General features: G+C 33.7%; 17 protein-coding genes and 1 tRNA gene. 10 read left to right on the top strand and 8 right to left on the bottom strand.

Translation table 11 applies throughout. The annotated features are described in order from the left end of the window. Positions 1-4: 4 nt before the first annotated feature. A complete protein-coding gene (locus JHL15_RS14910) occupies positions 5-937 on the top strand; it encodes an SPFH domain-containing protein (protein WP_089026906.1) in 933 nt (310 codons plus the stop codon). A gap of 50 nt (positions 938-987) precedes the next feature. Here the strand turns inward: JHL15_RS14910 and JHL15_RS14905 are convergent, their stop codons facing one another. Then, positions 988-1,335, bottom strand: a complete 348-nt coding sequence (locus tag JHL15_RS14905; protein WP_200246988.1) for a DUF4377 domain-containing protein — start codon at positions 1,333-1,335, stop codon at positions 988-990. A 150-nt stretch (positions 1,336-1,485) separates the two neighbouring features. Between JHL15_RS14905 and JHL15_RS14900 the strand changes: the two genes are divergently transcribed. Beyond that, positions 1,486-3,507 carry a hypothetical protein gene (locus JHL15_RS14900; protein WP_200246987.1) on the top strand — a complete coding sequence of 674 codons (2,022 nt, stop codon included), beginning with the start codon at positions 1,486-1,488 and terminating at the stop codon, positions 3,505-3,507. Between the two features lie 119 nt (positions 3,508-3,626). Here the strand turns inward: JHL15_RS14900 and JHL15_RS14895 are convergent, their stop codons facing one another. The 3 genes from JHL15_RS14895 to JHL15_RS14885 all read right to left on the bottom strand — a co-directional run bounded on the left by JHL15_RS14895 (position 3,627) and on the right by JHL15_RS14885 (position 8,332). Continuing rightward, a complete protein-coding gene (locus JHL15_RS14895; protein WP_200246986.1) occupies positions 3,627-3,962 on the bottom strand; it encodes a DUF962 domain-containing protein in 336 nt (111 codons plus the stop codon). Between the two features lie 332 nt (positions 3,963-4,294). Continuing rightward, the gene (locus JHL15_RS14890) at positions 4,295-5,977 is read right to left on the bottom strand and encodes an APC family permease (RefSeq protein ID WP_200246985.1); all 1,683 of its coding nucleotides are present in this window, start codon (positions 5,975-5,977) and stop codon (positions 4,295-4,297) included. Between the two features lie 114 nt (positions 5,978-6,091). Continuing rightward, the gene (locus JHL15_RS14885) at positions 6,092-8,332 is read right to left on the bottom strand and encodes a CocE/NonD family hydrolase (RefSeq protein WP_200246984.1); all 2,241 of its coding nucleotides are present in this window, start codon (positions 8,330-8,332) and stop codon (positions 6,092-6,094) included. Positions 8,333-9,624: 1,292 nt separating this feature from the next. On the opposite strand from JHL15_RS14885, the gene JHL15_RS14880 reads away from it, so the two are divergent. The 3 genes from JHL15_RS14880 (at position 9,625) to JHL15_RS14870 (ending at position 14,559) form a co-directional block, all read left to right on the top strand. Further along, on the top strand, positions 9,625-12,588 hold the full coding sequence (locus tag JHL15_RS14880; RefSeq protein WP_200246982.1) for a tetratricopeptide repeat protein: 2,964 nt from the start codon (positions 9,625-9,627) through the stop codon (positions 12,586-12,588). 71 nt (positions 12,589-12,659) lie between these two features. After that, the gene (locus tag JHL15_RS14875; protein WP_200246980.1) at positions 12,660-14,426 is read left to right on the top strand and encodes a TonB-dependent receptor; all 1,767 of its coding nucleotides are present in this window, start codon (positions 12,660-12,662) and stop codon (positions 14,424-14,426) included. A 61-nt stretch (positions 14,427-14,487) separates the two neighbouring features. Beyond that, a tRNA-Arg gene (locus JHL15_RS14870) sits at positions 14,488-14,559 on the top strand. A 68-nt stretch (positions 14,560-14,627) separates the two neighbouring features. Here the strand turns inward: JHL15_RS14870 and JHL15_RS14865 are convergent. After that, a complete protein-coding gene (locus tag JHL15_RS14865; protein WP_200246978.1) occupies positions 14,628-14,858 on the bottom strand; it encodes a hypothetical protein in 231 nt (76 codons plus the stop codon). A 192-nt stretch (positions 14,859-15,050) separates the two neighbouring features. Here JHL15_RS14865 and JHL15_RS14860 point away from each other — a divergent pair, with 192 nt between their 5' ends. Beyond that, positions 15,051-16,850, top strand: a complete 1,800-nt coding sequence (locus tag JHL15_RS14860) for a BamA/TamA family outer membrane protein (protein ID WP_200246976.1) — start codon at positions 15,051-15,053, stop codon at positions 16,848-16,850. Between the two features lie 79 nt (positions 16,851-16,929). Here JHL15_RS14860 and JHL15_RS14855 read toward each other — a convergent pair whose 3' ends face one another. Beyond that, entirely contained in the window at positions 16,930-18,300 is a 1,371-nt protein-coding gene (locus JHL15_RS14855) for a T9SS type A sorting domain-containing protein (protein ID WP_200246973.1), read from the bottom strand. A 718-nt stretch (positions 18,301-19,018) separates the two neighbouring features. After that, the gene (locus JHL15_RS14850; RefSeq protein ID WP_200246971.1) at positions 19,019-20,047 is read right to left on the bottom strand and encodes an AraC family transcriptional regulator; all 1,029 of its coding nucleotides are present in this window, start codon (positions 20,045-20,047) and stop codon (positions 19,019-19,021) included. Positions 20,048-20,196: 149 nt separating this feature from the next. Here JHL15_RS14850 and JHL15_RS14845 point away from each other — a divergent pair, with 149 nt between their 5' ends. The 3 genes from JHL15_RS14845 to JHL15_RS14835 all read left to right on the top strand — a co-directional run bounded on the left by JHL15_RS14845 (position 20,197) and on the right by JHL15_RS14835 (position 21,847). Further along, positions 20,197-20,595, top strand: a complete 399-nt coding sequence (locus tag JHL15_RS14845; RefSeq protein ID WP_200246969.1) for a nuclear transport factor 2 family protein — start codon at positions 20,197-20,199, stop codon at positions 20,593-20,595. A gap of 86 nt (positions 20,596-20,681) precedes the next feature. Continuing rightward, on the top strand, positions 20,682-21,086 hold the full coding sequence (locus JHL15_RS14840; RefSeq protein ID WP_200246967.1) for a nuclear transport factor 2 family protein: 405 nt from the start codon (positions 20,682-20,684) through the stop codon (positions 21,084-21,086). A gap of 179 nt (positions 21,087-21,265) precedes the next feature. After that, the gene (locus tag JHL15_RS14835) at positions 21,266-21,847 is read left to right on the top strand and encodes a hypothetical protein (protein WP_200246965.1); all 582 of its coding nucleotides are present in this window, start codon (positions 21,266-21,268) and stop codon (positions 21,845-21,847) included. Positions 21,848-21,942: 95 nt separating this feature from the next. Here the strand turns inward: JHL15_RS14835 and JHL15_RS14830 are convergent, their stop codons facing one another. Next, positions 21,943-22,302, bottom strand: a complete 360-nt coding sequence (locus tag JHL15_RS14830; RefSeq protein ID WP_200246963.1) for a prevent-host-death protein — start codon at positions 22,300-22,302, stop codon at positions 21,943-21,945. Positions 22,303-22,681: 379 nt separating this feature from the next. On the opposite strand from JHL15_RS14830, the gene gndA reads away from it, so the two are divergent. Next, on the top strand, positions 22,682-24,100 hold the full coding sequence (gndA, locus tag JHL15_RS14825) for an NADP-dependent phosphogluconate dehydrogenase (protein WP_200246961.1): 1,419 nt from the start codon (positions 22,682-22,684) through the stop codon (positions 24,098-24,100). Positions 24,101-24,107: the final 7 nt, after the last annotated feature.

The raw sequence follows: 24,107 nt of genomic DNA, 5'->3' as shown, positions 1-24,107 counted from the left end.
AACTATGGCATATTTAGGCATTATTATTTTCATTGGGCTTGTTACATTATTCGCATCCTTTTTCACTGTAAAACAGGAGACAGCAGCCATTGTAGAGCGTTTGGGGAAATTTCATTCAGTTCGTCATGCAGGCTTGCAGCTGAAAATACCTTATTTAGATAAGATCTCTAAAAGAATGAATCTTAGAATCCAGCAGTTAGATGTAATGATTGATACGAAGACACTTGATAATGTTTTTGTAAAAATGAAGATCTCAGTACAGTTCCAGGTAATCAGAACACAGGTAGCAGATGCTTTTTATCGTTTGGAAAGTCCACATGATCAAATTACTTCTTATGTTTTTGATGTGGTAAGAGCTGAGGTTCCAAAATTAAAACTAGATGATGTTTTCCTGAAAAAGGATGATATTGCTGTTGCTGTGAAAGCAGAACTTCAGGAAGCTATGCAAAGCTACGGATATGATATCATCAAAGCATTGGTAACGGATATTGATCCTGATGAACAAGTAAAACATGCAATGAACCGAATCAACGCTGCTGAAAGAGAGAAAACTGCTGCAGAATATGAATCTGAAGCTCAAAGAATAAGAATTGTTGCTGTTGCTAAAGCGGAAGCAGAATCTAAAAAGCTACAAGGGCAGGGGATTGCAGATCAGAGAAGAGAAATTGCCAAAGGTCTTGAAGAGTCTGTAAGAATGCTGAATAATGTGGATATCAATTCTCATGAAGCATCTGCTCTTATTGTCGTTACCCAGCATTATGATACATTGCATTCTGTGGGAGCAAGCAGCAGAAGTAATCTTGTTTTGCTTCCTAACTCACCTACAGCAGCAAGTGGAATGCTTAATGATCTGGTTGTTGCTATGACAACGGCTAATACTGTTGGAGAAGCAACTAAAGGAAAATATCCTGAGCCTCCTAAAGATCACGAACATTAAGATCGATTGATATAAAATAAATAAAAAGCCTCCAAATTTGGAGGCTTTTCTTATTTTTTAGTTTTAGAAACTTGTTTTAGTAATGTATACTTTATAGAAGATCCATCAGCTGGTGGATTAGCTATCTTTTCAGTTTTTACCTTTAAAACATATTCATAACCCGGCTCGTAAGTAAATCCTTCAATGTTGCTATAAAAATTACCCCAGTTTTCTGACGCATTTTCTTTTACCTGAAGACATTTCATCGGTGCTACTCCTGTACAATCTGCTGTCTGAGGTCCTACAATAAGAGTTTTTTCATTTCCGTCAGAAACTTTTGCGGCGGTTGTACATTGTGTAACTACGGCAATAGCCAATACTAGAAAAGCTGCCTTTAGAATCGTCATCATATTTTTCATAAATCTAAATTTTAAACTTACCTTTCAATTACTATGCCGAAACTATGCCGATGATTGTAGTTGTTCTACGCTTGTTTTTTATATATTTATTATTTAATTTCAACCTCCCTAATTATTTCAACCAAAACACATTAAATAGTAAATATTAATATGGATAATCAAATTCAAATTGAAAATTATAAAATTCAAAAACCTGAGCCCTGGGCAGGAAGTGTAGATGATCAACAGCTTATTGAAAAAATAAAAGAGTCAGATTTTTCCAATAGCCAGATCAATGAAGGTCGTGATTACTGCTATTTTCTTGACAAGATATACTATACGAGCAATGCCGAAAGTAATGAATATGTGTGTATGGCATATACGCTTAATGAACCCTCCAATCTGGAGAGAGCTTCTGTAATGGATGTGGTGGTTGAAGAAAATGAGGTTTACAATATTCATAGGATCAGTGTTCTGCGGGAGGGCGTTTTAATTGATAAAATCCCTGATATGAAGATCAAGGTTTTAGATAGTGAAAACCAAAGCAGTGGCGGAATTTTAAGCAGTAATAAGAAAATTAATATTACGATAAAAGATCTCAGATTGTATGATGTTTTGATTCTTGAAGATTCTAGGGTAAAGGCTTTTACAGACCGGGATTTCCTGAGAAAGGAGTTTTCAAAATATGTTTGGGTGAGTCCGGATAATTATTGGGCATATGGGAATTTTCAATTCACTTTTGTTAATGAACGGGAAGAACCGGTGGCTTATAAAAAGGTATTTTTCAGAGATGAGCAGGGAAATGTTTTAGAACCAGAAATTCATCATCTTAAAAAAGGGGAGAGGTTTGTCATTAACGAAGAAAATTATATCAATCCCGTAGATGCCAGCCGTGAAATTTTTCCCTTTATTGATTTTGCAACAGAAAGTAACTGGAAGGATTTATCCAATTATATAGCTCCTATTTATGAAGAAATCTACAATAAGTCTTCTTTAAAAGAATTTGCTCCGAAACTGGTAGAAAAGCTCGATGCTATAAACAATCAGGATGAAAAGCTACAGTTTGCGATTGAATATGTTCAGAATAATATCTATTATATCTTCAATGCAGATGAGATGAATGGGCACAAACCACAAGAGCCTAACGTAACCTATGAAAACAAACAAGGAGACTGTAAGGCTAAATGTGTTTTGCTAAAAGTTATTTTAGATTATATAGGAGTAGATTCTTCTGTTGTACTGGTCAACTATCATACAGATTATTATATCAAATACTACCTGCCATCTTTACTTTCATTCAACCATGTAGTAGTGAAGGTTAATTATAAAAATGAAGAGTACTTTATTGATGCCACCATTCGTGATGAGTTTGGATTAATAGAAAACAGAGGCTTTATTTATTTTATGCATTATCTGGAAGTGAAACCTGATCAGGAATTACAGCAAAGAAAGGCGTATCGATATCCTTACTATTGTATTGATGAAAAAGTAGAGTTCAATGCACAAAATACCACCGGAAAATTAAAGTTAACAACCACTTATAAAGGAAATCGTGCGAATGCCATGAGGAGGTATTTTAAAAATACCAATAAAAGAGAAATAGTAGATAGCTGGAATAATTTCCTTTTCTATAGTTTAAATTATTCCAATGACAGAAATGGAACGGATGTAAGAAATATCTTTAAAGATGCTTCAATAGATATTGTAAGTGATGACAAAAAGCTGAATGAGGTTAAAATCGAGTATCATGCAACCGTTGAAAATCCATATTATGTAGATCCGCAGAATAACCGGTTTTTAATGTATTTCGACCGCAATGTGATCAAGGCAAGTGCAAGGGATTTTTTACATAAAGACTTACCTTTCTGGCATAATTTCGATAACGAGAAATATGAAATCAATCTGTATACAGATCAGAAAATAGATACTGAAGAAAAATATACAATTCAGGAAAGTACCATCAATAATCCATATTTTGATTACACCAGTCGAAAAAAGATTACAAAAAATGGAGCTACCGTTTTTATTGAATATAAACCTTTAGTCAATCTGGAGATCCCTCAGGATGATTTTGAAACCTTCAGAACAGCACACCATACAGTTGCAGACAGTAACTTTGGGTTGGGAATTGATATTATTGAGGCGGGTTTCATGAATCGATTGAAGTTTAATTTTAAGAAACGGTTTAAATAAGTTGAAAGGGTAAAATTGAAAATTGAAAATTATAATAAGTTCGGGTTTTGCGAAGCAAAACCCGAACTTATCGTTTGTAGTATTACTATGTATTGTGAATGATAACTTTCTTTCTTATACTAGCTATTCGGATTGCTGATTTTGTTTCCTGTGAATTTTTGTTTTCCTATCAGAAGTTCAAAAAATAATCTGAAATCAGATATCAGTGACCATAGAGGATATTTAAATGTTGCAGGTTTATTTCTTTCTATTACAGCATGACTAAACCAGGCGAAACCATATCCAAAAATAGGGATATACCATAAAAACCTTTCCTTGCCGGAATTAATGACATAAGCAATGACGGCAAATACAAGGAGTGTTCCTAAAAAATGAAAAATTCTGGTTCCTGTTTTACTGTGTTCAGTGAGATAGAACTGATAAAATTCGCTGTAGGTTTTTATTCTTTCAGACATGGTTTTTAGTTTTTTTTAAGTTCCTAAGGGTTAGAGCAATAAGTTGGCCAATTTGATGAAAAGGCGAAAAGGCAAAATTGCAGAATCGCAGAATCGCAAAATCGCAGGGTGTAGCTAGTAAACAAGAATAGTTGTCGGTTATTGGATTTCTTAAACAGGTTTAAAATTAAAGATTTCAATCTGCAAGAGCTAAAAGTGAAGGAGGAATAAGAGCCAATAAAAAAGGCAAATTTGCGATTATACAAATTTGCCTTTTTACGATTCAGCTTTTCAGCTTTTCAGCTTTTCAGCTTTTCAGCTCTTCAGCGATTTAGCCTTTCAGCCTTTCTATACTATTTTCCTAAAGATTCCTTCCCAAGCTTACTATTTCTATATCCATAACAAAAATAGATGACTAAGCCTAGAGCAAACCATAATCCGAACCAGAACCAATTTTCATGGCTCATCCCGGTTAGAAGGTACAAGCAAGAGCTTAAACCAATTAAAGGGATCAATGAGAAGTTCTTGATAAAGGTAAAAATGCAAAGGATAAGGTTTACGATGATATACACAAAGATTGAGGCTCTGAACTCCCCTTCTTTAGGATCATTCCAATCCATTAAAGTATGGAAAAACTCTGGCTGCCAATAATAGAAAGCAACCAATCCACCAATAAAAATAACAGGAAATATAATTTTTCCATTGATATAAGGCAGGTGAAATCTCCCTTTGATTTTTTCTTTTGCAGGAAGCATTAAAACCCCCGCACATACAAGAACGAAAGCGAAAATGGTTCCGATACTTGTGAAATCAAGAATGAATGTTTTATCTGTAAACAGGATGGGAACTCCTACAGCAATACCTGTAACAATCGTTGCAAAAGAAGGCGTTTTATATTTTGGATGTACAGTTTTAAATTTTTCAGGCATTAGACCATCACGGCTCATCGCGTACCAGATTCTTGGCTGCCCCATTTGGAATACCAATAATACTGTTGTGATAGCAACAATAGCGACAAATGAAACAACGAGTTCCATCCAGGCAACATTGGCATTTGATCTTTCAAAAATGAATGATAGAGGATCTCCGATACCATCAAATTTTCTGTAATCTACCATTCCGGTAAGAACTAAAGTTAAAGCAATATAAATCACTGTACAAAGTACAAGAGAGATAATCATCCCTTTTGGCAAAGTCTTTTGAGGATCTTTGGTTTCTTCAGAAAGAACACTTAGTGCATCGAACCCGATATAAGCAAAGAAAACTCCGGAAACAGCACTCATTACACCTGCAAAACCATTAGGCATAAATGAAGGGACTTGCGTTTCTGGGTTTATTGGCGTCCAGTTTTCAGTATTAATATAAGAAAAACCTACCAGGATTACTAACACGATTACTGCTAATTTTAATATAACCAGTGAGTTGTTGAAGTTCTTACTTTCTTTTACTCCAACATAACAAAGCCACGTAATCAATCCATTGATCACCAATGCTGGAACGTCAACAATGAATTTCAAGCTTCCGATTAAAGGAGCAGATTTCCAGGCATTGAGTAGTTCTTTATTTTCGGAACCATTCATGAATGCCTTTTTGGCTTCCGTATAACTGCAGGTAAGATAATCCGGAATATGCATTCCTAGTCTTCCTAAGAAACTGGTAAAATAATCTGACCATGAAAAGGCCACATAGATATTTCCAAAAGAATATTCCATAATCAACGCCCATCCGATGATCCACGCGATCAACTCGCCAAAACTTGCATAAGCATAAGTATAGGCAGAGCCTGCTGTGGGTATTCTACTGGCAAACTCTGCATAACAAAGTGCTGTAAAGCCACAAGCAAAGCCACAAATCAAATATAATAGAATCACTCCGGGACCTCCTCTGAAAACAGCTTCGCCTAAACTGCTAAAACTCCCTGCTCCGATAATGGCGGCAATACCAAAAAAAACGATGTCCCAAACACCCAAAACCCTTAAAAGGCTAGTCGATGTATCTGTCTCTGAATAGTTTTTCCTTCTGAAAAGTTGATTCATTCAATGTTTATATTTGAGTTTGAAAAAAAGCAAATGTAATGATTTTTTGTTTGGCTGTCAGTGAACACTACAATATTTAGGTAAAATGATGAGGTTTAAATAAATAAAATACCCTTATTCATTATAAATAGGTATTTCTACATAGCTGTCGTTATACCATTTTATTTCCAATGGCTCATTAGCGTCCTTTATTGTTTCATCACTTACATCTTTTCCAGTTCCATAATTGATCTGCCAACTAGGGTTTTTATTCACACCGACAAGCAACACCAATTTGCTTCCTTTTTCTATTTTCTTACTCATAAACATTGAATTTTTAATAGGAATCTGTTCAACTTTACCCGGCTCGAGAAGCTGGCGAACTGCATTGTCTTTTGCATAGCTGGCTCTTACAATATGTGTTGATAATAAAAAAGGTTTACCATCCGGCTGTATTTGGTATAAATAAGTATCTGTGTCAAAATCTTTCTTGTTAATGGAGACATTAAAAAAACCCGATAAATTTCCGCTTATAATAAGATCTTTGTCTAAGACTTCACTTTCAAAATAAACAGAATTGGTTACTTTTACGCTATCTTTTTTACTTACAAGACGATAAGATTCCTTTTGATCCCTGTTTTTAAAATCAACGATTTGCTTAGTGAAAGTTTTATTTGGAGATTGAGTAAAAACTGATGGAATATCTTTATGATCCTGCAGATAAAACTTGATGGTTGAGGTGTGCATTTTTTCCAAAGTAGGAACGTGCTTCCAGGAATTGGTATTCATAACCTGGAAATTGATTTTATCTTTTAAAAGATCTGGTTTTTTACCGTTTTTAAGAATGTAATCAAACCATGAAAATGCAAGGTCATCTATACTTATTCTCGCTACAGGATCTATACGATTTCCACTGACAGTGGTATATCCAAAACTTTGTGCGCCACCGTGGTCGTAGGGACCAATTACTAAGTAATGATTGGCGTTTTTATTATAAAGGTGATGAGATTTAAAATAAGATAATGCTCCTATCTGGTCATCATCATAATAGCCTGTTGTAGTCAGTATAGGAATATTGATGTTAGCAAAATCTTCTTTATAAGGAACCATTTTCTGCCAGTATTCATCATAGCCCGGATGATCCAGCCATCTTTGAAAAATCTTATTGGGCTGACCACTTATAGTGTCTAAAGCTCTGAATGATTTTCCACTTTTGTACCATGCAGTATTAATAGAATCCCATTTTGGGAAATTATTAAAATCAGCTTCATCGGTCAATTTATTATTAGTAACATATTTGATCCATTGTAGCATGTAGCTCATGAATATATTATTTTGGGCTGGATAATCTATTCCAATTCCTACGGCTACCTGAGGAACAATCGTTTTTAATGCAGGATGTAATTTTTTCACAGCTGCCCACTGACTAAAACCAAGGTAACTTCCTCCAATCATCCCAACCTTACCATTACTCCAGGGTTGTTTGCTTACCCAATCTATGACTTCGTAAAGATCTTGTGATTCATTTTCAAAAGGATTATTTTCATCGTTGCTGTTTCTTTTACCGCGGGTATTGACAACCGCGCCTACATAATTATAAATGGCAGCTCTTTTTCCAAAAAGTACATCAATTGGTCCTGCATAGATGTTATTGGTAAGAACAACAGGGAGTGGGGCTTTGTTTTCTTTTTTTCTGACAATGGTAATCGTAAGGGTATTTCCGTTTTTAGTTTTAAGATCTTTAGTTTCAATAATGAATTTTTCCTGATCTTTTTTTGCCAGCAATTGCATGATCTGAGGCTTAATGCTAGCATATACTTTATAGTTTAAATAACTTTTACATAAAGCCAAAGCTGATGGATAATCTATACTGTCTTTATCTTTTTGTTTATCAATCGACTTTTTAAAAGTTTTTCTAAGACTGTTGACATCTCCATCAAAAATGAGACCTAGCCTAACGAGCATTTTATCGGAGAGGGTTTTGTATTTCTCATCAAATGCTTTTTGAAGGGCAATTTGGAAGGTTACATTGTCCCGCTTCTCAATTAATTTGGCTAAACTATAGACTTCGTGAGCGATGAATCTATTTCCAACCATATTATGATCAGCAAATTCATTACGGTGCTCTGATAAAGTAGTTATGGATTTTTTATAATCTTTTGAAACCATCTCCAAACGGAAGAGGTTATCCAAAAAGTTAGCTTTATTTTGTTCTTTAAGCTTTAGCAGCGGTTTTTGGGTCATTAGTTCCGATGCAAGAACAGGGAGTTGTTTTTCGAGTATCGAAGAGTCTGTTACAGCGGCTTTTGGAAAATAAAACTTTTGGGCGTGCAACAGATTTACAAATATTAATGCTAAAAGTATTTTAAATTTCATGTATTGATATGTTTTTAAATGCTGTAAAAAAGGGATAAAATCAAAATATTTTGTTGAGGAGTTAGTTTTGATATTGTTTCGATTATTTTGTTACGAATTTAAACAATTTTATCATGAAATAGTGAAATGTACTCTAATGATATTTTAAATTATTAAACTTTTTAAAACTTGTCTAAACAATAAGGTTTTTACTGTTTTCATTAATTTATAGAGATTATTTAGACTCTTTTTTTTTAATAATTCAGATATTTTAATTCTTTGTAGTTCTACTTAAGAATTTTGACGTGTAAAATAATAATTACTAGGGATATTTTATGCTATTACTATTTTTTTAGTAAAGTAAAAGTATAGTAATGTAAGAATGTATTGAAAAATTCCAAATAATAATCCTATTAATAGGCTTTTGAGGATGTCCATATGTAGAATATTCAATGAAATGTATGCGGGAATGGCTGTGCTTAAAAAGCCTAATATAAATGTACTGTTGTTGAATTTTTCGAATTTTAGATTAGTATTACAGTTATGACAATTCCAGGAGGAATTATTGTTTGCAAGAAGTAATATTTTTATTTTCTGTTTAGAACTGCAGTTCGGACAATGAAAATTTTTCATGTTAAACTAGAATAGATTAGATTTATTAGATTTTTCAAATTCTATTATTTTAATAATTAATAAAGTTATTTTTGTTAATTGATTGCTTTTTTAAATTGTTTTTGTTTAATTTATTTAACTTTAAATTAATAATAATTTATCATTATTTTAATTTTAATAACTATTGTTCAATTAAATATAATTAATTTTAATTTTATAGCAAAATAAATATTGCATTGTTTTTTTATTTTTCCTCTTTTTTATTATTTAGGTTGAGGTATAAAATATTTTCTTTCCATAAAAGCGGTTAGAACATTTTAATGAAGAAATTGAAAATCCAAAATCAAATTCAATTTTTTGTAGAGGGTTGCCTATTTTTTAAGTATTTAAGAATTTGTTTTACCTGTTTTAGAAAGTCAGAAATTTGAGTTTGCAGAAAGTTTAGAAATATTAATGCTAAAAGTATCTTAATTTTAAGGTATTGGTATGTTTTTAGATGCTCAAGAATCAGGGTGAAATCAAAATGTTTTTGATGAACTGATTTTGATATTTTGCGATAAATTAAATAAATTTTATAATAAAATATTAGAGGTTCGGTCAAATGATATTTTAGATTATTAAACCTTTTAAAACTTGCTTAAACAATAAGTTTTTAATATTTTCGTTGATATAATAGACTAATTTTTTTATTCAAATAAAGAATGAAATCAAAAAAAATACTTTTAGCGGCTGCCGTGATCTATTTCGGAATCTCCGATGCTCAACAGTCCCAATACTTTACCCAAAAAGAAAATTACAGATTCAATCTAGCCGAAAATCTTTATCAAACCAAAATATACAACGCTTCTCAATACGAATATGCCAGACAGTATTTTTACAATCAAAATCTGTCAAGGTCTAAGAAGGAAGCTGCGCAGTTTTTTGATAACGTGATCGGAGTGATCCTTCAAAAGAATCATGCTGAAGAAGGATTAACTGCTTTTATTAAGGAGTATCCGAATTCTGCCTATTTTGCTCAGGCTAATCTTCCATTAGCGGATTATTATTTAGCTAAAAAAGATTTTGATAAGGCGCTAGAGACATTGAAAAATGTAAATCAGTATCAGCTTTCAAAAGAGGAAAATACCCAGTATATCCTGAAATTAGGATATGCAAAATTCATGACCGGAGATTCTAAAGGAGCCACTGATGCACTGGAAGAAGCCTACAAAACGGCCGATGAATCCCAAAAAGGAGATATTGCCTACATGTTGGGACATTTGTATTATTCGAACAAACAGAATGATAAAGCTTTTCAATATTTTGATTCAGTAAAAGATCAACCTAAATATGCCAAGCTGGTTCGTCCTTACTACGTTCAGATGTATTATAATGACAAGGATTATGATAAAGCAATCTCTGAAGGAAATCTGTTACTGAACGAAAATATTTCAGACTCTTATAAAGCCGAAGTGCACAAGATCATTGGAGAAAGTTACTTTATGAAAAAGGACTATGCTTCAGCTTATCAACACTTAAAAGATTATCTGAGTGTTCAGCAAAGCCCCTCTGAAAATGATTTGTATGAAATGGGATTTGTGGCTGCTCAGCTGAAAAAATATGATGAAGCTGTATCTTACTATAACCAGCTTTTAAACAGCAATTCTGCATTAGCTCAAAATGCCTATTATCAGTTAGGGAATGCTTATCTGGCGGTTGACAAAAAGCAAGAGGCTCTTTCTGCATTCCGTTCTTCCTATCAGATGGATTATGACGCGAAAGTGAAAAGGCTGGCTCATGAGCAATATGCAAAATTAAGCTACGACATTGGAAACCCTTTTGAAAGTCCTTCCGGTGTTATTCAAAGCTATATCAATGACAACCAGAATGCAGACAATGCTACAGAGATGAGATCTCTATTAGTGAAATCTTACTTGTATTCGGGAAACTATAAAGAAACATTAAATGCCATCGACAGGCTGCAAAGTTCTTCTCCTGAAATTGACAAAGTAGATCAGGAAGTTTCTTATTTGTTGGGAACAGAAGAGTTCAACAAAGGAAATTATGATGAAGCAGAGAAATATTTCTTAAGAAGCTTAGCATTTAATATCAATAAAGAATTCAATAGCAGGGCTTTGTACTGGCTGGCTCAGACTTATTATCAGAAAGGGAATTACCCTTCTGCAATTGTACGTTATGAGAAATTATTGACGGCGACTTTCCCTGAAAAACAGCAGCTGCCTTATGACCTCGGATATGCTTATTTCAAATCTAAAAAGTTTGACCAGGCACAAACCTATTTTAAACAGTATCTGACCAATCCTAAACCGGAATTTAAAAATGATGCAGAACTTCGTTTGGCAGATATTCATTATGCGAATAACGAGCTGAATGATGCGATTGCGATTTACGATAAAAACGAAGATTCCACGGATTATACTTTATATCAAAAAGGAATGGCTTTAGGTTTTAAAGGAGATACACAGGCAAAAATTACCAGCTTAAAATCTCTTTTATCTAAATATCCACAATCTGAATATTACGATGATTCTCAATATGAGATCGGAACAGCGTACGCAGCACAGGATGACTTTGCTAATTCCAATGATTACTTTGCTAAAGTGATTAAAACATCATCTGATAAAGATTTGATCGCCAATGCTTCTATCTACAGAGCTCAGAATTATATCGATCAGAATCAGAATGATAAGGCGATTGCCGAATTGAAATCTTTGGGTGAGCAGTATAAAAATACAGCATATGCTCAGAAGATTGTTCAGGCTGCTAAACCAGTTTTTACTAAAAATGGCGACGTGGCAGGATACGAAAGTTTTGCCAAAAGTATAGGAGTAAATGTAGATGCTTCAGAAATTGATGAGATCAACCTTTCTACAGGAAAACAATACTTCACCAAGAAAGACTATAAAAATGCTATTTCTTATTACGAGAAATATCTGACGCAGAATCCAACAGGTGAAGGTCTTTATCAGGCTAAATATGAGTTAGGAGAAAGCTATTATCAAACGAATAATACGACAAAAGCATTATTGGTACTACAGGAAGTGGCGAATGTTCAGAATGATTATCAGGATGATGCTCAGACCCGTTTAGCTCAAATCTATGTGGCGCAGGGGAATAGTGCAGAGGCTAAAAAATATTTAGAGAATATTAAAAACTCTTCAGATATCAATATTAAAAATTACGCCAATGTAGAATTAATGAAGATGTATGCTGAAGAAAAGAACTTCTCACAAGCTGAAAAGCTGGCTAATGATGTCATTGCGAATACCAAAAATTCTGCGGCAGTCATTGAAACTGCAAAAGTGATCAAGGCAAGAAGTTTAATGAACTCTTCGAAAGATAAAGATGCTCAGGCAGCTTATGCTTCTCTTGAAAAATCATCCAATACGGAGGTAGCTGCAGAAGCATTATATGCAAAAGCATTCTATCAGAATAAAGGAAAAGCTTTCAAATCTTCCAATGAGACTATATTCAAATTGGCAAACAATTACTCTTCTGAAGAGTATTGGGGTGCTAAAGCATTGGTATTGATGGCGAAAAACTATATTGGTTTGAAAGATAATTATCAGGCAAGTTATACTTGTGATCAGATCATTGCCAATTACAAGGATTTCCCGGAAATCGTTGCAGAAGCTAAAGAAGTTAAAAAGCAGATCAAAAAATAAAAAATGTACTTCGTATTCAAACGTATTAAATCATTAATACATTTTACATGAATACATAAATACACTACATAATGAACAGAAGAATTCAAATATTATCCATATTATTTTTAGGGGTTTCGCAAATTGCGTTTTCCCAGATCAAAGAAGAGAAGCTGATTCTTAATAAAAAAAGAGAACCGGAAGTTAAAAAGATCGAAAAGAAAAAAACTTCTATCGAAACGATTAAGAATTATCCACCAGAAGAAAAATCTCAGAATCCTGTACAGTATAAGATCACGGATGTTCCTGCGGTTTCAGACTTCAAAACTTCTACTATTCAGGGGCAAGATGTTACTCCGAAGTTTGAGGGAACAGCTCAAAACAATTATGTGCAGTTTGGAATGGGGAACTTTGGGAAGATTTTGGGAGATGCTAACATTTCTAAAACCCTTGCGAATAAACTTGAAGTAGGAGCGGATGTTCATTTTCTTTCCACTTTAGGATTAAAAAGAGAATATGCGTGGGATTCTAAACAGAGTTCGGCCTCTATTGGAGCTTTCTTAAATTCTTATGGTGAAAAAGGAAAATTCAACCTGAACGCTCAATATGGATTGGATAATAATAAGTATTACGGTATCTATGCTTTGGAACCTGCGGCAGATGTTGATTTAGCACAAAGAGTGAATCAGTTTAAAGTGAACGGATACTATGATTTTTATTCTAATGAAATCTTAAATGATGTAAGAGTAAAATCATCGTTTTTAAAGGATCATTTTGATGCTCAGGAAAATCAGGCGTCCGTTTTGGTTAATTTATCGAAACACGGTGTTGAAGTTGCTAAAAATGGTATTCTGATGAATGCTGATTTAGGCGTAGGATTAGAAACTGTAAAAACTGATTTTGAAATCAGAGATAAAAATTCATCCAACTTTTTCAATGCTACTTTAGATCCTAAAGTTACCTTTGCTAAAGGAGATTCTTATTTGATGCTAGGTTCTTCATTTGCTTTTTTAAATGGTAAAAATTCAAATACCAATATGGAGCAGGTGAAAAATAATAAAAGCTATTGGTTCCCAAAAGCTGAATTCCAGATAGCTGCTTCTAAAGAATTTAAATTCTATGGTGGGGTAGATGGTGGTCTGAAACTAAATACCTATAGCGATCTCTTACAGCAGAATCCTTTTATTCTTTCTGACCAGATGCTAAAACCAACTGAAACAAAATATCATTTCTATGCAGGTTTAAGAGGAGATATCGATGAAACGATAAAGTATGACTTCTCTGCAGGTTTTGGAAAAATGAGAGATATTATGTTCTTTAAGGCGAATGATCTGTTCAACAATGACTTTACGTTGAACCGTTCTGCTTATAATTTTGCCAATACATTCTCTGCCATTTATGATGATGGAAATGTAAGTGATATCAAAGGAAGTATTCAATATTTTCCTTTAGCTAATCTTATTTTAGATGGAGAACTTCGATTCACAAAATATAATTTGAAGAATTACGACAACATTTATAACGTTCCTTTGTTCAATGCAAGTATTGGAGCTAAATATACCATGTTGGATAAAAAGTTATTATTAGGATTTAAAGGAATCTTCTCAAGTGACAGAACGACAAACTCTTACTTAATAGAAGGAGTAGCTAATCCAGCTATGATGTATCAGTCTACAGAGAATACCAATGATAAAGTTGGTGGCTATGCTGATTTAAATCTTTCCGCAGAGTATAAATTTCACAAAAATTTCAGTATTTTCGCAACCGGAAATAATCTTCTGAACTCAAACTACCAAACCTATAAAGGTTACAAAGTATTGGGAGCCCAGATTCTGGGTGGTGTGAAGATTAGTTTTTAGGTATGAGGAATTAGGATTTAGGGCTTTGTTTGCACCTTACTTAATGTCCCAGAACCTATTCGGCTGCATAGTTTAATGGATAGAACTTCGGATTTCGGCTCCGACAGTGAGGGTTCGAATCCTTCTGCGGTCACAAAAAGCCCCTATTTTAGGGGCTTTTTTTATTTTTATCCAATTTTACTCACAAATCCTTTTTATTTTTTACCTAAACTTGATAATTAGTTCAGAGAATTGAATAGTGTCCGGATTGGCAATATCTAAAAAAAGATCCTCAGGATCCTCGTTAAGGTTCCAACGCCAAGTCCAAAATTCTTGCCCATCTAAAGTAAAATAATCAATCCATACAAATTCAGGTTCATCACCTGGTTCCCAAATAATGTAATAATATCCATTAATTTTGGGACGTATGTTTGTAAAGTTTAAAAATTCCATGTCTTCATTAATTTATTATTCCCATCATTTACCATCAAATTATATGTATTATTTTCTCTTATGAAAAAGACATAATTAATACTTTTATTTCTATACCTGTATTATTTTGTAACTTATTTTTTTCGCATTATAGCATATTTTTAATATTTATTGGCTTGTAAATTGATACCATAAATTTTATTAAATTCTATAATGACTAAATTAACCGTAATTTTCATCTTTTTGGTATGTGGTTTTTCCTTTTTAAATGCTCAGGAAAAAAAAGATTCACTCTATTATAAAATAGAAGAGTTCTCAGACCAAAGAAAAATTACCAAATTTATTCATCGCTTGATATTTCGTAGAGAGGCAGATTCGACATCTGTTAAGTCCAGGACTGAAAAATTGTTACAGGAAACCTATCACAAAAAATATATTAGAAATATTCACGTAGAAACAATTGACCCATTTGGATATGGTTCGAAGGATAATAAAGAAAAATTTAAATGGTACGATTGGATTACCGATCACCTTCATTCTACAACAAAAATTTCTACAGTAAATAACTATTTGCTTTTTAAGGAAGGTGAAGAGTATAATGCTCAGAAGCTCTACGAATCTGAACGTTTGCTAAGAACTATGCCTTTTATAAACAGAGTTCATATCAGTGTTTCTGATAGTACTTCTAATAAGGATTCCATTGATGTTATTGTAAAAGTTCTTGATTCCTGGAGTTTAAAACCAAGATTAAGTTATTCAGGAAGTAAAATAGGATTGGGAGTGACTGAAGAAAATGTATTGGGATTGGGGCATACATTTGATTTTCTTTATAGAAATGATTCCAAAGAAAAACAAAATTATCTTTTAGGAAGCTATACAGCATATAATCTTTTTGGTTCTTATATCAATGCTCAGATCCTGGGGGAACGTGATTTTTTTAGAAATGAAAGGATTAATTTTAATGTCCGTAGAGATTTTTTCTCTCCTCTGACGAAATGGGCAGGTGGCTTTACCTTCGAATATTTCATGCGAAAGGTTTTACTTCCAATAGAAACTGATACGAGCTATCCGGAAGTTCAGATTAAAGTATACAGTCAGGATTTATGGGGTGGTTATCAAATTCCCATTTCATCTGATCCTACTGAGAAAGTCTCCAGTAATATCGCAGTAATAGGGCGGTTTCAGAATTATCAGTACAAAGACAGCCCAGGAGCAGACCGATATCAATATTTTAATTCTTATAGCAGCTTTTTAATGTCTATCGGGTTTATTAACAGGAATTTTTCTGTTCAGAAGAATATTTTTCAATACGATTTGCCGGAAGATATTGCTTATGGTAACTCGTTGAATTTTACTGCTGGAGGTTTATCCAGAAGCAATGAGGTAAAGCCTTATGTAGGGGTTTCTGCATCATATGGTAATTTTATACGGGTGGGTTATTTCACTTTAAAAGCGCAGTTTGGAAGATTTTTTAACGAAGAAAATCAAAATCGTGAATCCTTTCGGTTAGATGGAACTTATTTTACAAACCTGACAGATTGGAAATTTGCTAAGGCAAGACATTTCTTTTCACCGACTTTAGCATTGGGAAATCCTCAACACAATTATTCTTATAAAGACAGAATTAATCTTTCTTCTCCAGATGAATTTCCTGTCTACAATTCAGATTATATAGGAACTAAAAAGTTGGTTTTAAGGTATCAGCTTCAATTGTTTATTAACAAGACCTGGAAGAATTTCCATTTTAGTCCCTACTTAACTGCGGCAGTAGGTTGGTTAGGCATGCCCGATGATAAGCTATTGAAAACAAAAGCAAACACAAAAATAGGAATTGGTGTTTTAATTAATAATCCTTTTTTGGTTTTCAACAGGATACAGATTTCATTCACCTATTATCCCCGTGTTCCTTTTGATAATAATTCAGTTTTTGATTTTAATAGCAATCGAAATAATCTTTTACCCATCAATAATTTTGCGACGGATATTCCTCATTTTGTGAATTTTGGAAACTAATAAAAAAAGTATGGTTTATTCATTAACCATACTTTTTTCTTTACTAACAAATCTCCTTACAAAACATCTCTTGCAAAGTTTATTCTTTTATTACTTTCCCGGAAAAAGAAGTACCATCTTCAAATTGTACATTGAGTATATAAGTTCCATTGGTCAATTCAGAAATGTCCATTTTTGGGGATGATGTTGTTAGAATTATCCTTCCCGCCATATCAAACAGAGTAGATAATTTTATCTTTTTGTCCGTTTTTATATTGAGTTCTCCTTTTGTAGGATTGGGATATATTCCTGAATGTTGAATCTCAGTTTCTTTGGTGTTCAACTCACCAGCATCATAGTATTTGGCAAAAACACCATTTGATCCGGATAAGCTGTATCCTACAACTATTTTTTTATTGTCCGGGCTGAAAGCAAGATCAACATAATAGTTGACCCCTCCTGCAGAAAAGCCTGGAGTGCCCACTGTAGTCCAACTGTTGTTACTGAATTTTTTTACAGTAGTTTTCATACTGTTTGTTCCGTCAGCATAGGCCAGATAAGGAGTGCCGTCTGCTGCTATTGCAAGATTAGTAAAAACTGCTGTACCTGCCGAAAACTGAGCCGGACCTACTGTTTCCCAATTGGTGCCGGTAAATTTCATAACAGTTGTTTTTTCACTACCATTGAAATCTGAATATCCAATATATGGAGTACCATTGGGTGATATAACAAGACTGAGATACATAGCACTAAGATCAACTGAGAACCCTTCTGTACCTACCGTTTCCCAGTTGGTGCCACTCAATTTTTTCACAGTGGCTTTACCACCGGCAGCGATGTCACGATAACCAGCGTAAAGTATACCATTTTGTGTTATTGCAAGACTTACATACTGAGCATCTCCTGTGGAAATCCATGGTGTACCTACTATTTCCCAATTGATTCCATTAAACTTCATTACTGTAGCTTTATTGCTATTCGTAGTATCCGAATATCCTATGTATGGTGTACCATCCGGAGCTATAGCTAAACTTATAAAAATAGCACCCCCTACTGAAAAACCAACTGTACCTACTGTTTCCCAATTTGTCCCATTGAACTTTTTTACGGTCGCTTTACCTCCATTAGTGTAATCCTGATAGGCAATATAAGGAGTTCCATTCGGAGCTATACTAAGATCTATTTGGGACATAATACCATCTGAAAATCCTGCTGTACCAATTGTTTCCCAGGTTGTCCCACTAAATTTCTTTACAGTGGCCTTACTACCATTAACATAATCCCGATAACCAAAGTAGATCGTGCCATTTGGAGCTATGGCTAGGCTTGTAATATCAGAAGTTCCGAAGGAAGGCTGATTAGAGTCATCCGGACCAAGAGGCTGCCAGCTATTATTTTGTGCGAATAAGATGAATGAAAAAGAAAGAGAAAGCAAAAAAGCTATCTGCTTAAAGAATAATTGTTGTTTCATTGTAGCTAAAAGTTTGCTTTAAATATACATAAAAAGCAGTATTGAAATAATAAATGCAATGGAATATACTTTTGGATTAAGGAGTTTGCAAAATAGATCTCTTTAAATAGATGCTTTACGCCAAGACTTGGAAGTGCATGAAAGAATAGTATCGCAAAAAGTAAAGATTCCGCTTACTCAAAATTAATTCGATGCATTGGTGTCTTACACTTATAATACACGTGGTTCTGATACACTTTGGAATCTTATAAATAAGAGAGCAGATCCGGCAAAAATTAAAAATTGGTTTCTAATTAAATATATTACAGCCGGCGGGAAAGTTTTAAACGGACTTATCTACAAAATACTTGTAGTTGTCTATTGTTCTATATTTATAATATATTTCAGATTGATCATTTTCGTCGATAATCATAGTAATTTTAGTTTTTCCGAATATACAAATTATCCCAAATAAAAAAAGAGCCCTTCAATTGAAAGACTCCCATCCAGTATGATAATTTTAAAAAGTGTTTTTGTAAAAAGCTTCCCGTTGGAGAGAAGCTCGCGTAAAAATGATGAAATTATTATTATTATTAGTTGGAATACTAATAACCAAATATATAAAGTGTACTTAAGTTTTTTTATGATCTTGATCATAGTATTGAGCTAACACGAATTATTAACACAATTAAGTATAATTTTTCCTCTATGTTTTCCAGGATGTAAAAATTAGGTTTTCTTACACAGCCTCTATTTCAGGGTTATTAAGCTTCTTTTGATAAGTAGCAGGAGAATGTCCGGTCCATCGCTTGAATGCACGTATAAATGCACTTACTTCATTATAGCCAAGCATACCTGATATTTCTGTTATCTGGAAAGAATTATTTCTGAGATACATTAAAGCCAGATTCTTACGTGCTTCATCAGCAAGCTGTTGGAAATTAATTTCTTCATTTTTTAATTTACGCTGAAGTGTACGTGTACTGATGTTGAAATTGCCCGCGAGATCTTCCAAAGTGACCATCTTCAGATAAGAATTGGCTCGGATGTAATTATATACACGGTCTTTAAAAAGTTGCCCTGCAGTTTCTTTACTTTTCCAGGTGCCAGACTCATTAAGCAGAAGTTTCTGATGTTCATGATTGGCAGTTATAATCCTTTCATCCCAGTAAGCAATATCAAACGAAATCTGGTTGATCTTTGCATTGTCTTCTGGTTTACAACGAAGGACACGTTCGTATTCTTGAGGATATTCCAATGGCCTGGCAAAACTTACGGAACGGGGATAAAGTTTTTTAAACAACATACCGTTAAGTTCATGAACAACCATAACCATTAAAAAGTCAAGTATTTGGGTATCCACAATGTTCTTGTGCCAGGAAGCATTGAGAGGAATGAAGGCTATAGAGAAATGGTCATCATCCTTAAAAATGCTAAGTTCAAATAATGTTGTGATCATGTGGGTGAGTGAGGCAGCATTTGTCAGCGCTTCACCTACAGTTTTACTGGTCTTGATCATTTCCCCGACTACCCCAAGGGCTTGTAATTGTAAAGATTCTCCAAGATGAAGACCAAACATAGTATCAGTAGTAATGGATACTGCATTACGCCAAACATCATCAATTTGTTGTTGACTAAGTGAAGTTTTTAAATTGGTCAGCTCCTTTATGGTAATGTTTGATGCAGACATCAGTTCATCAGCAGAAAAGTCTCTCTGAACTGCATATCCAATTAGTTGTAAAACAAAATTTTTAGATGGGTTTTCCATGATAGATCACTATATGTTGCTAAAATATTAATATTCGAGCAGGTGGATGTAAAATTTGGCGGGAAATGATCATTTAATGTCGTTTTGAGGTACTTCATGTTTCATGCAAAGCGACGAACTTTGGCTTATATAAAAAATGAAAAAATAATATGGAAAATCAAGCAAAACAAATCGTTACAGAATTTTTAACAGCAGTTAAAATGATAGATCTTGAAAAGATAGGATCATTATTAGATCCTGAAGTACAATGGTCTCAACCAGGAGACAATGTGATCTCTGGTTTAAAAAACTCACAACAAGAAGTGTTTGAAATGGTGGGGAAGATGTTTACAATGACAGGAAATACCCTGAAATTAAATTCTTTTGACTCTATAAGTGTAAACAACAACAGGATAGCATGCCAGCTGCACTGGACCGGAGAGAAAACTTCCGGAGAAAAACTGGATGTGTATAATACCGATATTTATACGGTTGTACAGGATAAAATCTCCAAAGTTGAAATCTTTTCTGCTGATCAGATACAAGAAGACAACTTCTGGAAAGATTAAAATCAATTTAAATACCTGTCAGATTAACTAAAATGGATCTGGTAGGTTTAAAAAATAATAATATTAATAAAGATAAAATAGAATTAATGGAAAACAAGAATCCTATTGATATAGTTTCACAATATTACGCTGCATTAGGAGAACGTAATATTGAAATGATCATGAAGTTATTCCCCGAACACCTGGATTGGCAGGTTCCAGGGAATGAAACCATTGCTCCCTGGTTAGGACAAAGAAACACGTATAATCAGATACGGGAATTTTTTGAATTACTCTGGCAAAATACAAAACCTGTTTCTGCTGCGATTAATCATATAGCAACCGATGGAAATGTAATACTTAGTTCAGGAAATTTTGAAACCCTTATGCTCAAAACGGGAAAAAATTTCAAATCAGTATTTTTTACAGAGATTACCGTCGTTGATGGATTGATTGTAAAATACATCCTATTGGAAGATACTTTGGGATTGATGAGCGCTTTACATCAGTAAAATAAAGTTGATTATGGATTGGAAGTCCACTTCATGTTGTCACAGTATGGATAAAGTATTTCAATTTTAAATAGTTATTTAAGTATATTTAGCAGTGACAAAAATAAATATGATCATTTAGATAATGAACAAAATGAATTCGATAGATAGAGTAGGGAGATTAAGTAATACAGTTAGGTATGCTATTTAAAGAAGTACATCTGGAAGGGATAAAGTCAGGGGAAATTACCTTGGCTTTTCGTCATTGGCAAAAGGTTTCTGTCAATAGTGGAAGTCTTTTGCACACTTCTATTGGTTTGGTTAAAATACATAATGTGGAATCCATTGATGAGAATGATATAACTGATGAGGATGCTTTGAATGCAGGTTTTACAGACAGGAAGAGATTAATTGAATCTCTTAAAAACAACAAAGCCGGAACACTTTTTAAAATAACAGTTGGTTATCATTCAGAGGATCCCCGGATTAAATTGCGGGAACAATCCGAACTATCAAAGCAACAGTTTGAGGATCTGACAAAGAAGCTGGAACGACTTGATCAATTCAGCAGGCAAGGAGCCTGGACAAACTCTGTTTTACGTGCAATAAAAGAAAATCCTCATTTTCACGCAATCGGGATTGCGGATTTAACAGGATTTGAAAAAGATTGGTTAAAACTGAATATCCGTAAACTAAAAAACCTGGGTTTGACAATCAGTCATCAGGTGGGTTACGAGCTTTCGCCATTGGGACATGAATACCTTAAAAAGTCATCGACCTGAAATTGATAACTTGCGAGCTTTTTATTTTGGAAGTCTTTACTTCAGATTACCAATACATATTTGCAATTAAATAAATCAAAATCCGTTTATGCGGATTAATTAAGATTATAATTAGCAATGACCAAACTCAGCGTAAAATGAACATAATCTTGTTCTGCATCTTTTCTATTGATCAGCTTGTTTTTGTATTCGTATGAGTTCAGTTTCTGGGATAATCTCTGATAGGCTTCGAATTCTTCACCTCTAATTTTTACCCTGATATTACCATCTCTTTTTTTTATAAGATCATCATCTAAAGTTCTCACTTTAAATAAAACCTCACATAATTTTGGACGAGAACTCATCGATCCAGCGTATCTCTCAACTATATTGATTTTGAATGAATCAAATACAATTGTATTAAAAACAATATTAGAGTTAGGCTCCTGCGTATTGAGCGCAAGTTTGTAGTTCATGAATTTAAATTTTGGCAAATATATACTTAATTGTTATAAATAACAGCTATTTTTTGATAGATTATTCCCATAATTATAACGTTTTATTCAGTTATTAGAAACATAATGCTATATAATTTGGTTTTTATTCACCACCTAATGAAGTAATAATATGGCAATTAGCCAGAATAAGTAGTACTTACATAAAACCTAAAAAGAAATCTGATTTTTTATTTTAAAAAAAAGGAAAGAATAAGTATAAAAGAGTGCATAAAACTATCAGCTTATAAATGAGCGATATGTAAAAAGTCAGGGAATTTTTCTATTCTTTTATTTTTTTCCTCATGGGCTTTGCGTAAATTTATTCTTTGTATAATAAATTCATATTAATATCAATACAATGGAAGGATACAGTTATGGAATGGTTGGTCTTGGTGTAATGGGGAGAAATCTTCTTTATAATATTGCTGATCACGGTTTTTCGATTGCGGGATTTGATCTTGACGAAGAGAAAATAAAAGAATTGCAGAATGGGGCTACCTCAGGTATGAAAGTAAAAGGGACAGGATCTTTGGAAGATTTTGTATCTGTATTAGAAACGCCAAGAAAGATTATTCTTATGGTTCCTGCAGGGAAACCTGTAGATGCGGTATTGGAAAGTATTACACCCCTTTTAAGCAAAGGAGATATCGTTATTGATGCCGGTAATTCTTATTTCGAAGATACCAACAGGCGAATTGCTGATTTGGCATCGAAAAATCTACATTTTATGGGAATGGGAGTTTCAGGAGGTGAAAAAGGTGCCAGAACAGGACCTAGTATCATGCCTGGAGGAGATCTGGAAGCTTTCACGCAACTTAAGCCAATGCTCGAAGCGATTTCTGCTAAAGTCAATGATGAAGCTTGTACTGCTTATATGGGCAAAGGTTCTGCCGGAAATTATGTGAAAATGGTACATAATGGAATTGAATATGCTATTATGCAGCTTATTAGTGAAGCTTATGATTTACTGAAGAGAGGTGCTAACTTAAATAATGATCAGCTATACGAAGTTTTTAAAGAATGGAATAATGGTGAAATGAATTCATTTCTGATCGAGATCACAAGAGATATTTTTCAACAGAAAGATTCATTGACTGATAACTATCTTGTGGATCAGATCTTAGATATGGCAGGCGCAAAAGGAACCGGAAAATGGACCTCTGAACAGGCTATGGAAATAGGTGTTTCAATTCCAACTATTGATATTGCGGTTACTTCAAGGATTTTATCAGCATATAAAGATGAGCGTATTCAGGCTTCTCAGCTATACTCTGAAAAGGAAATAGTAAGCCCTGAAGACATTGACTTATTCATTAAGGAAGTGGGGGATGCTCTTTTTCTGGCTACATTGATCAGTTATGCACAAGGTTTAGCTTTATTGGTAAAAGCATCTGAAGAGTATAATTTTGAGATTCCACTAAAAGATGTTGTGAAGATCTGGAGAGGCGGATGTATCATTCGTTCTGTTCTATTAGAGAAATTTTATTCGGCGTATACCCAAGACCCGAATTTGTCTAATATCTTACTTGATCAGGATATCGCTTTACTTGTTAAATCAAAAATTAAAGGATTAAGAAAAATAGCTGGATATGCTACCACAAATGGTATTTCAAGTTTAGGACTTCAAACAGCATTAGGGTATTTCGATGCTTATACAACAGAATCTTTACCCGTTAATCTTATCCAGGCTCAACGTGATTATTTTGGAGCTCACACCTATCAGAGAATTGATAGAGAAGGTGTTTTCCATACTTCATGGCAAAGTGCAAATAACTAAAATTCGG

Origin of the sequence: Chryseobacterium paridis, assembly GCF_016595215.1 — a bacterium.
Classification (GTDB): Bacteria; Bacteroidota; Bacteroidia; order Flavobacteriales; family Weeksellaceae; genus Chryseobacterium; species Chryseobacterium paridis.
The sequence above is the reverse complement of the archived record's forward strand: the minus strand, read 5'-3'. Positions and strand labels throughout refer to the sequence as shown.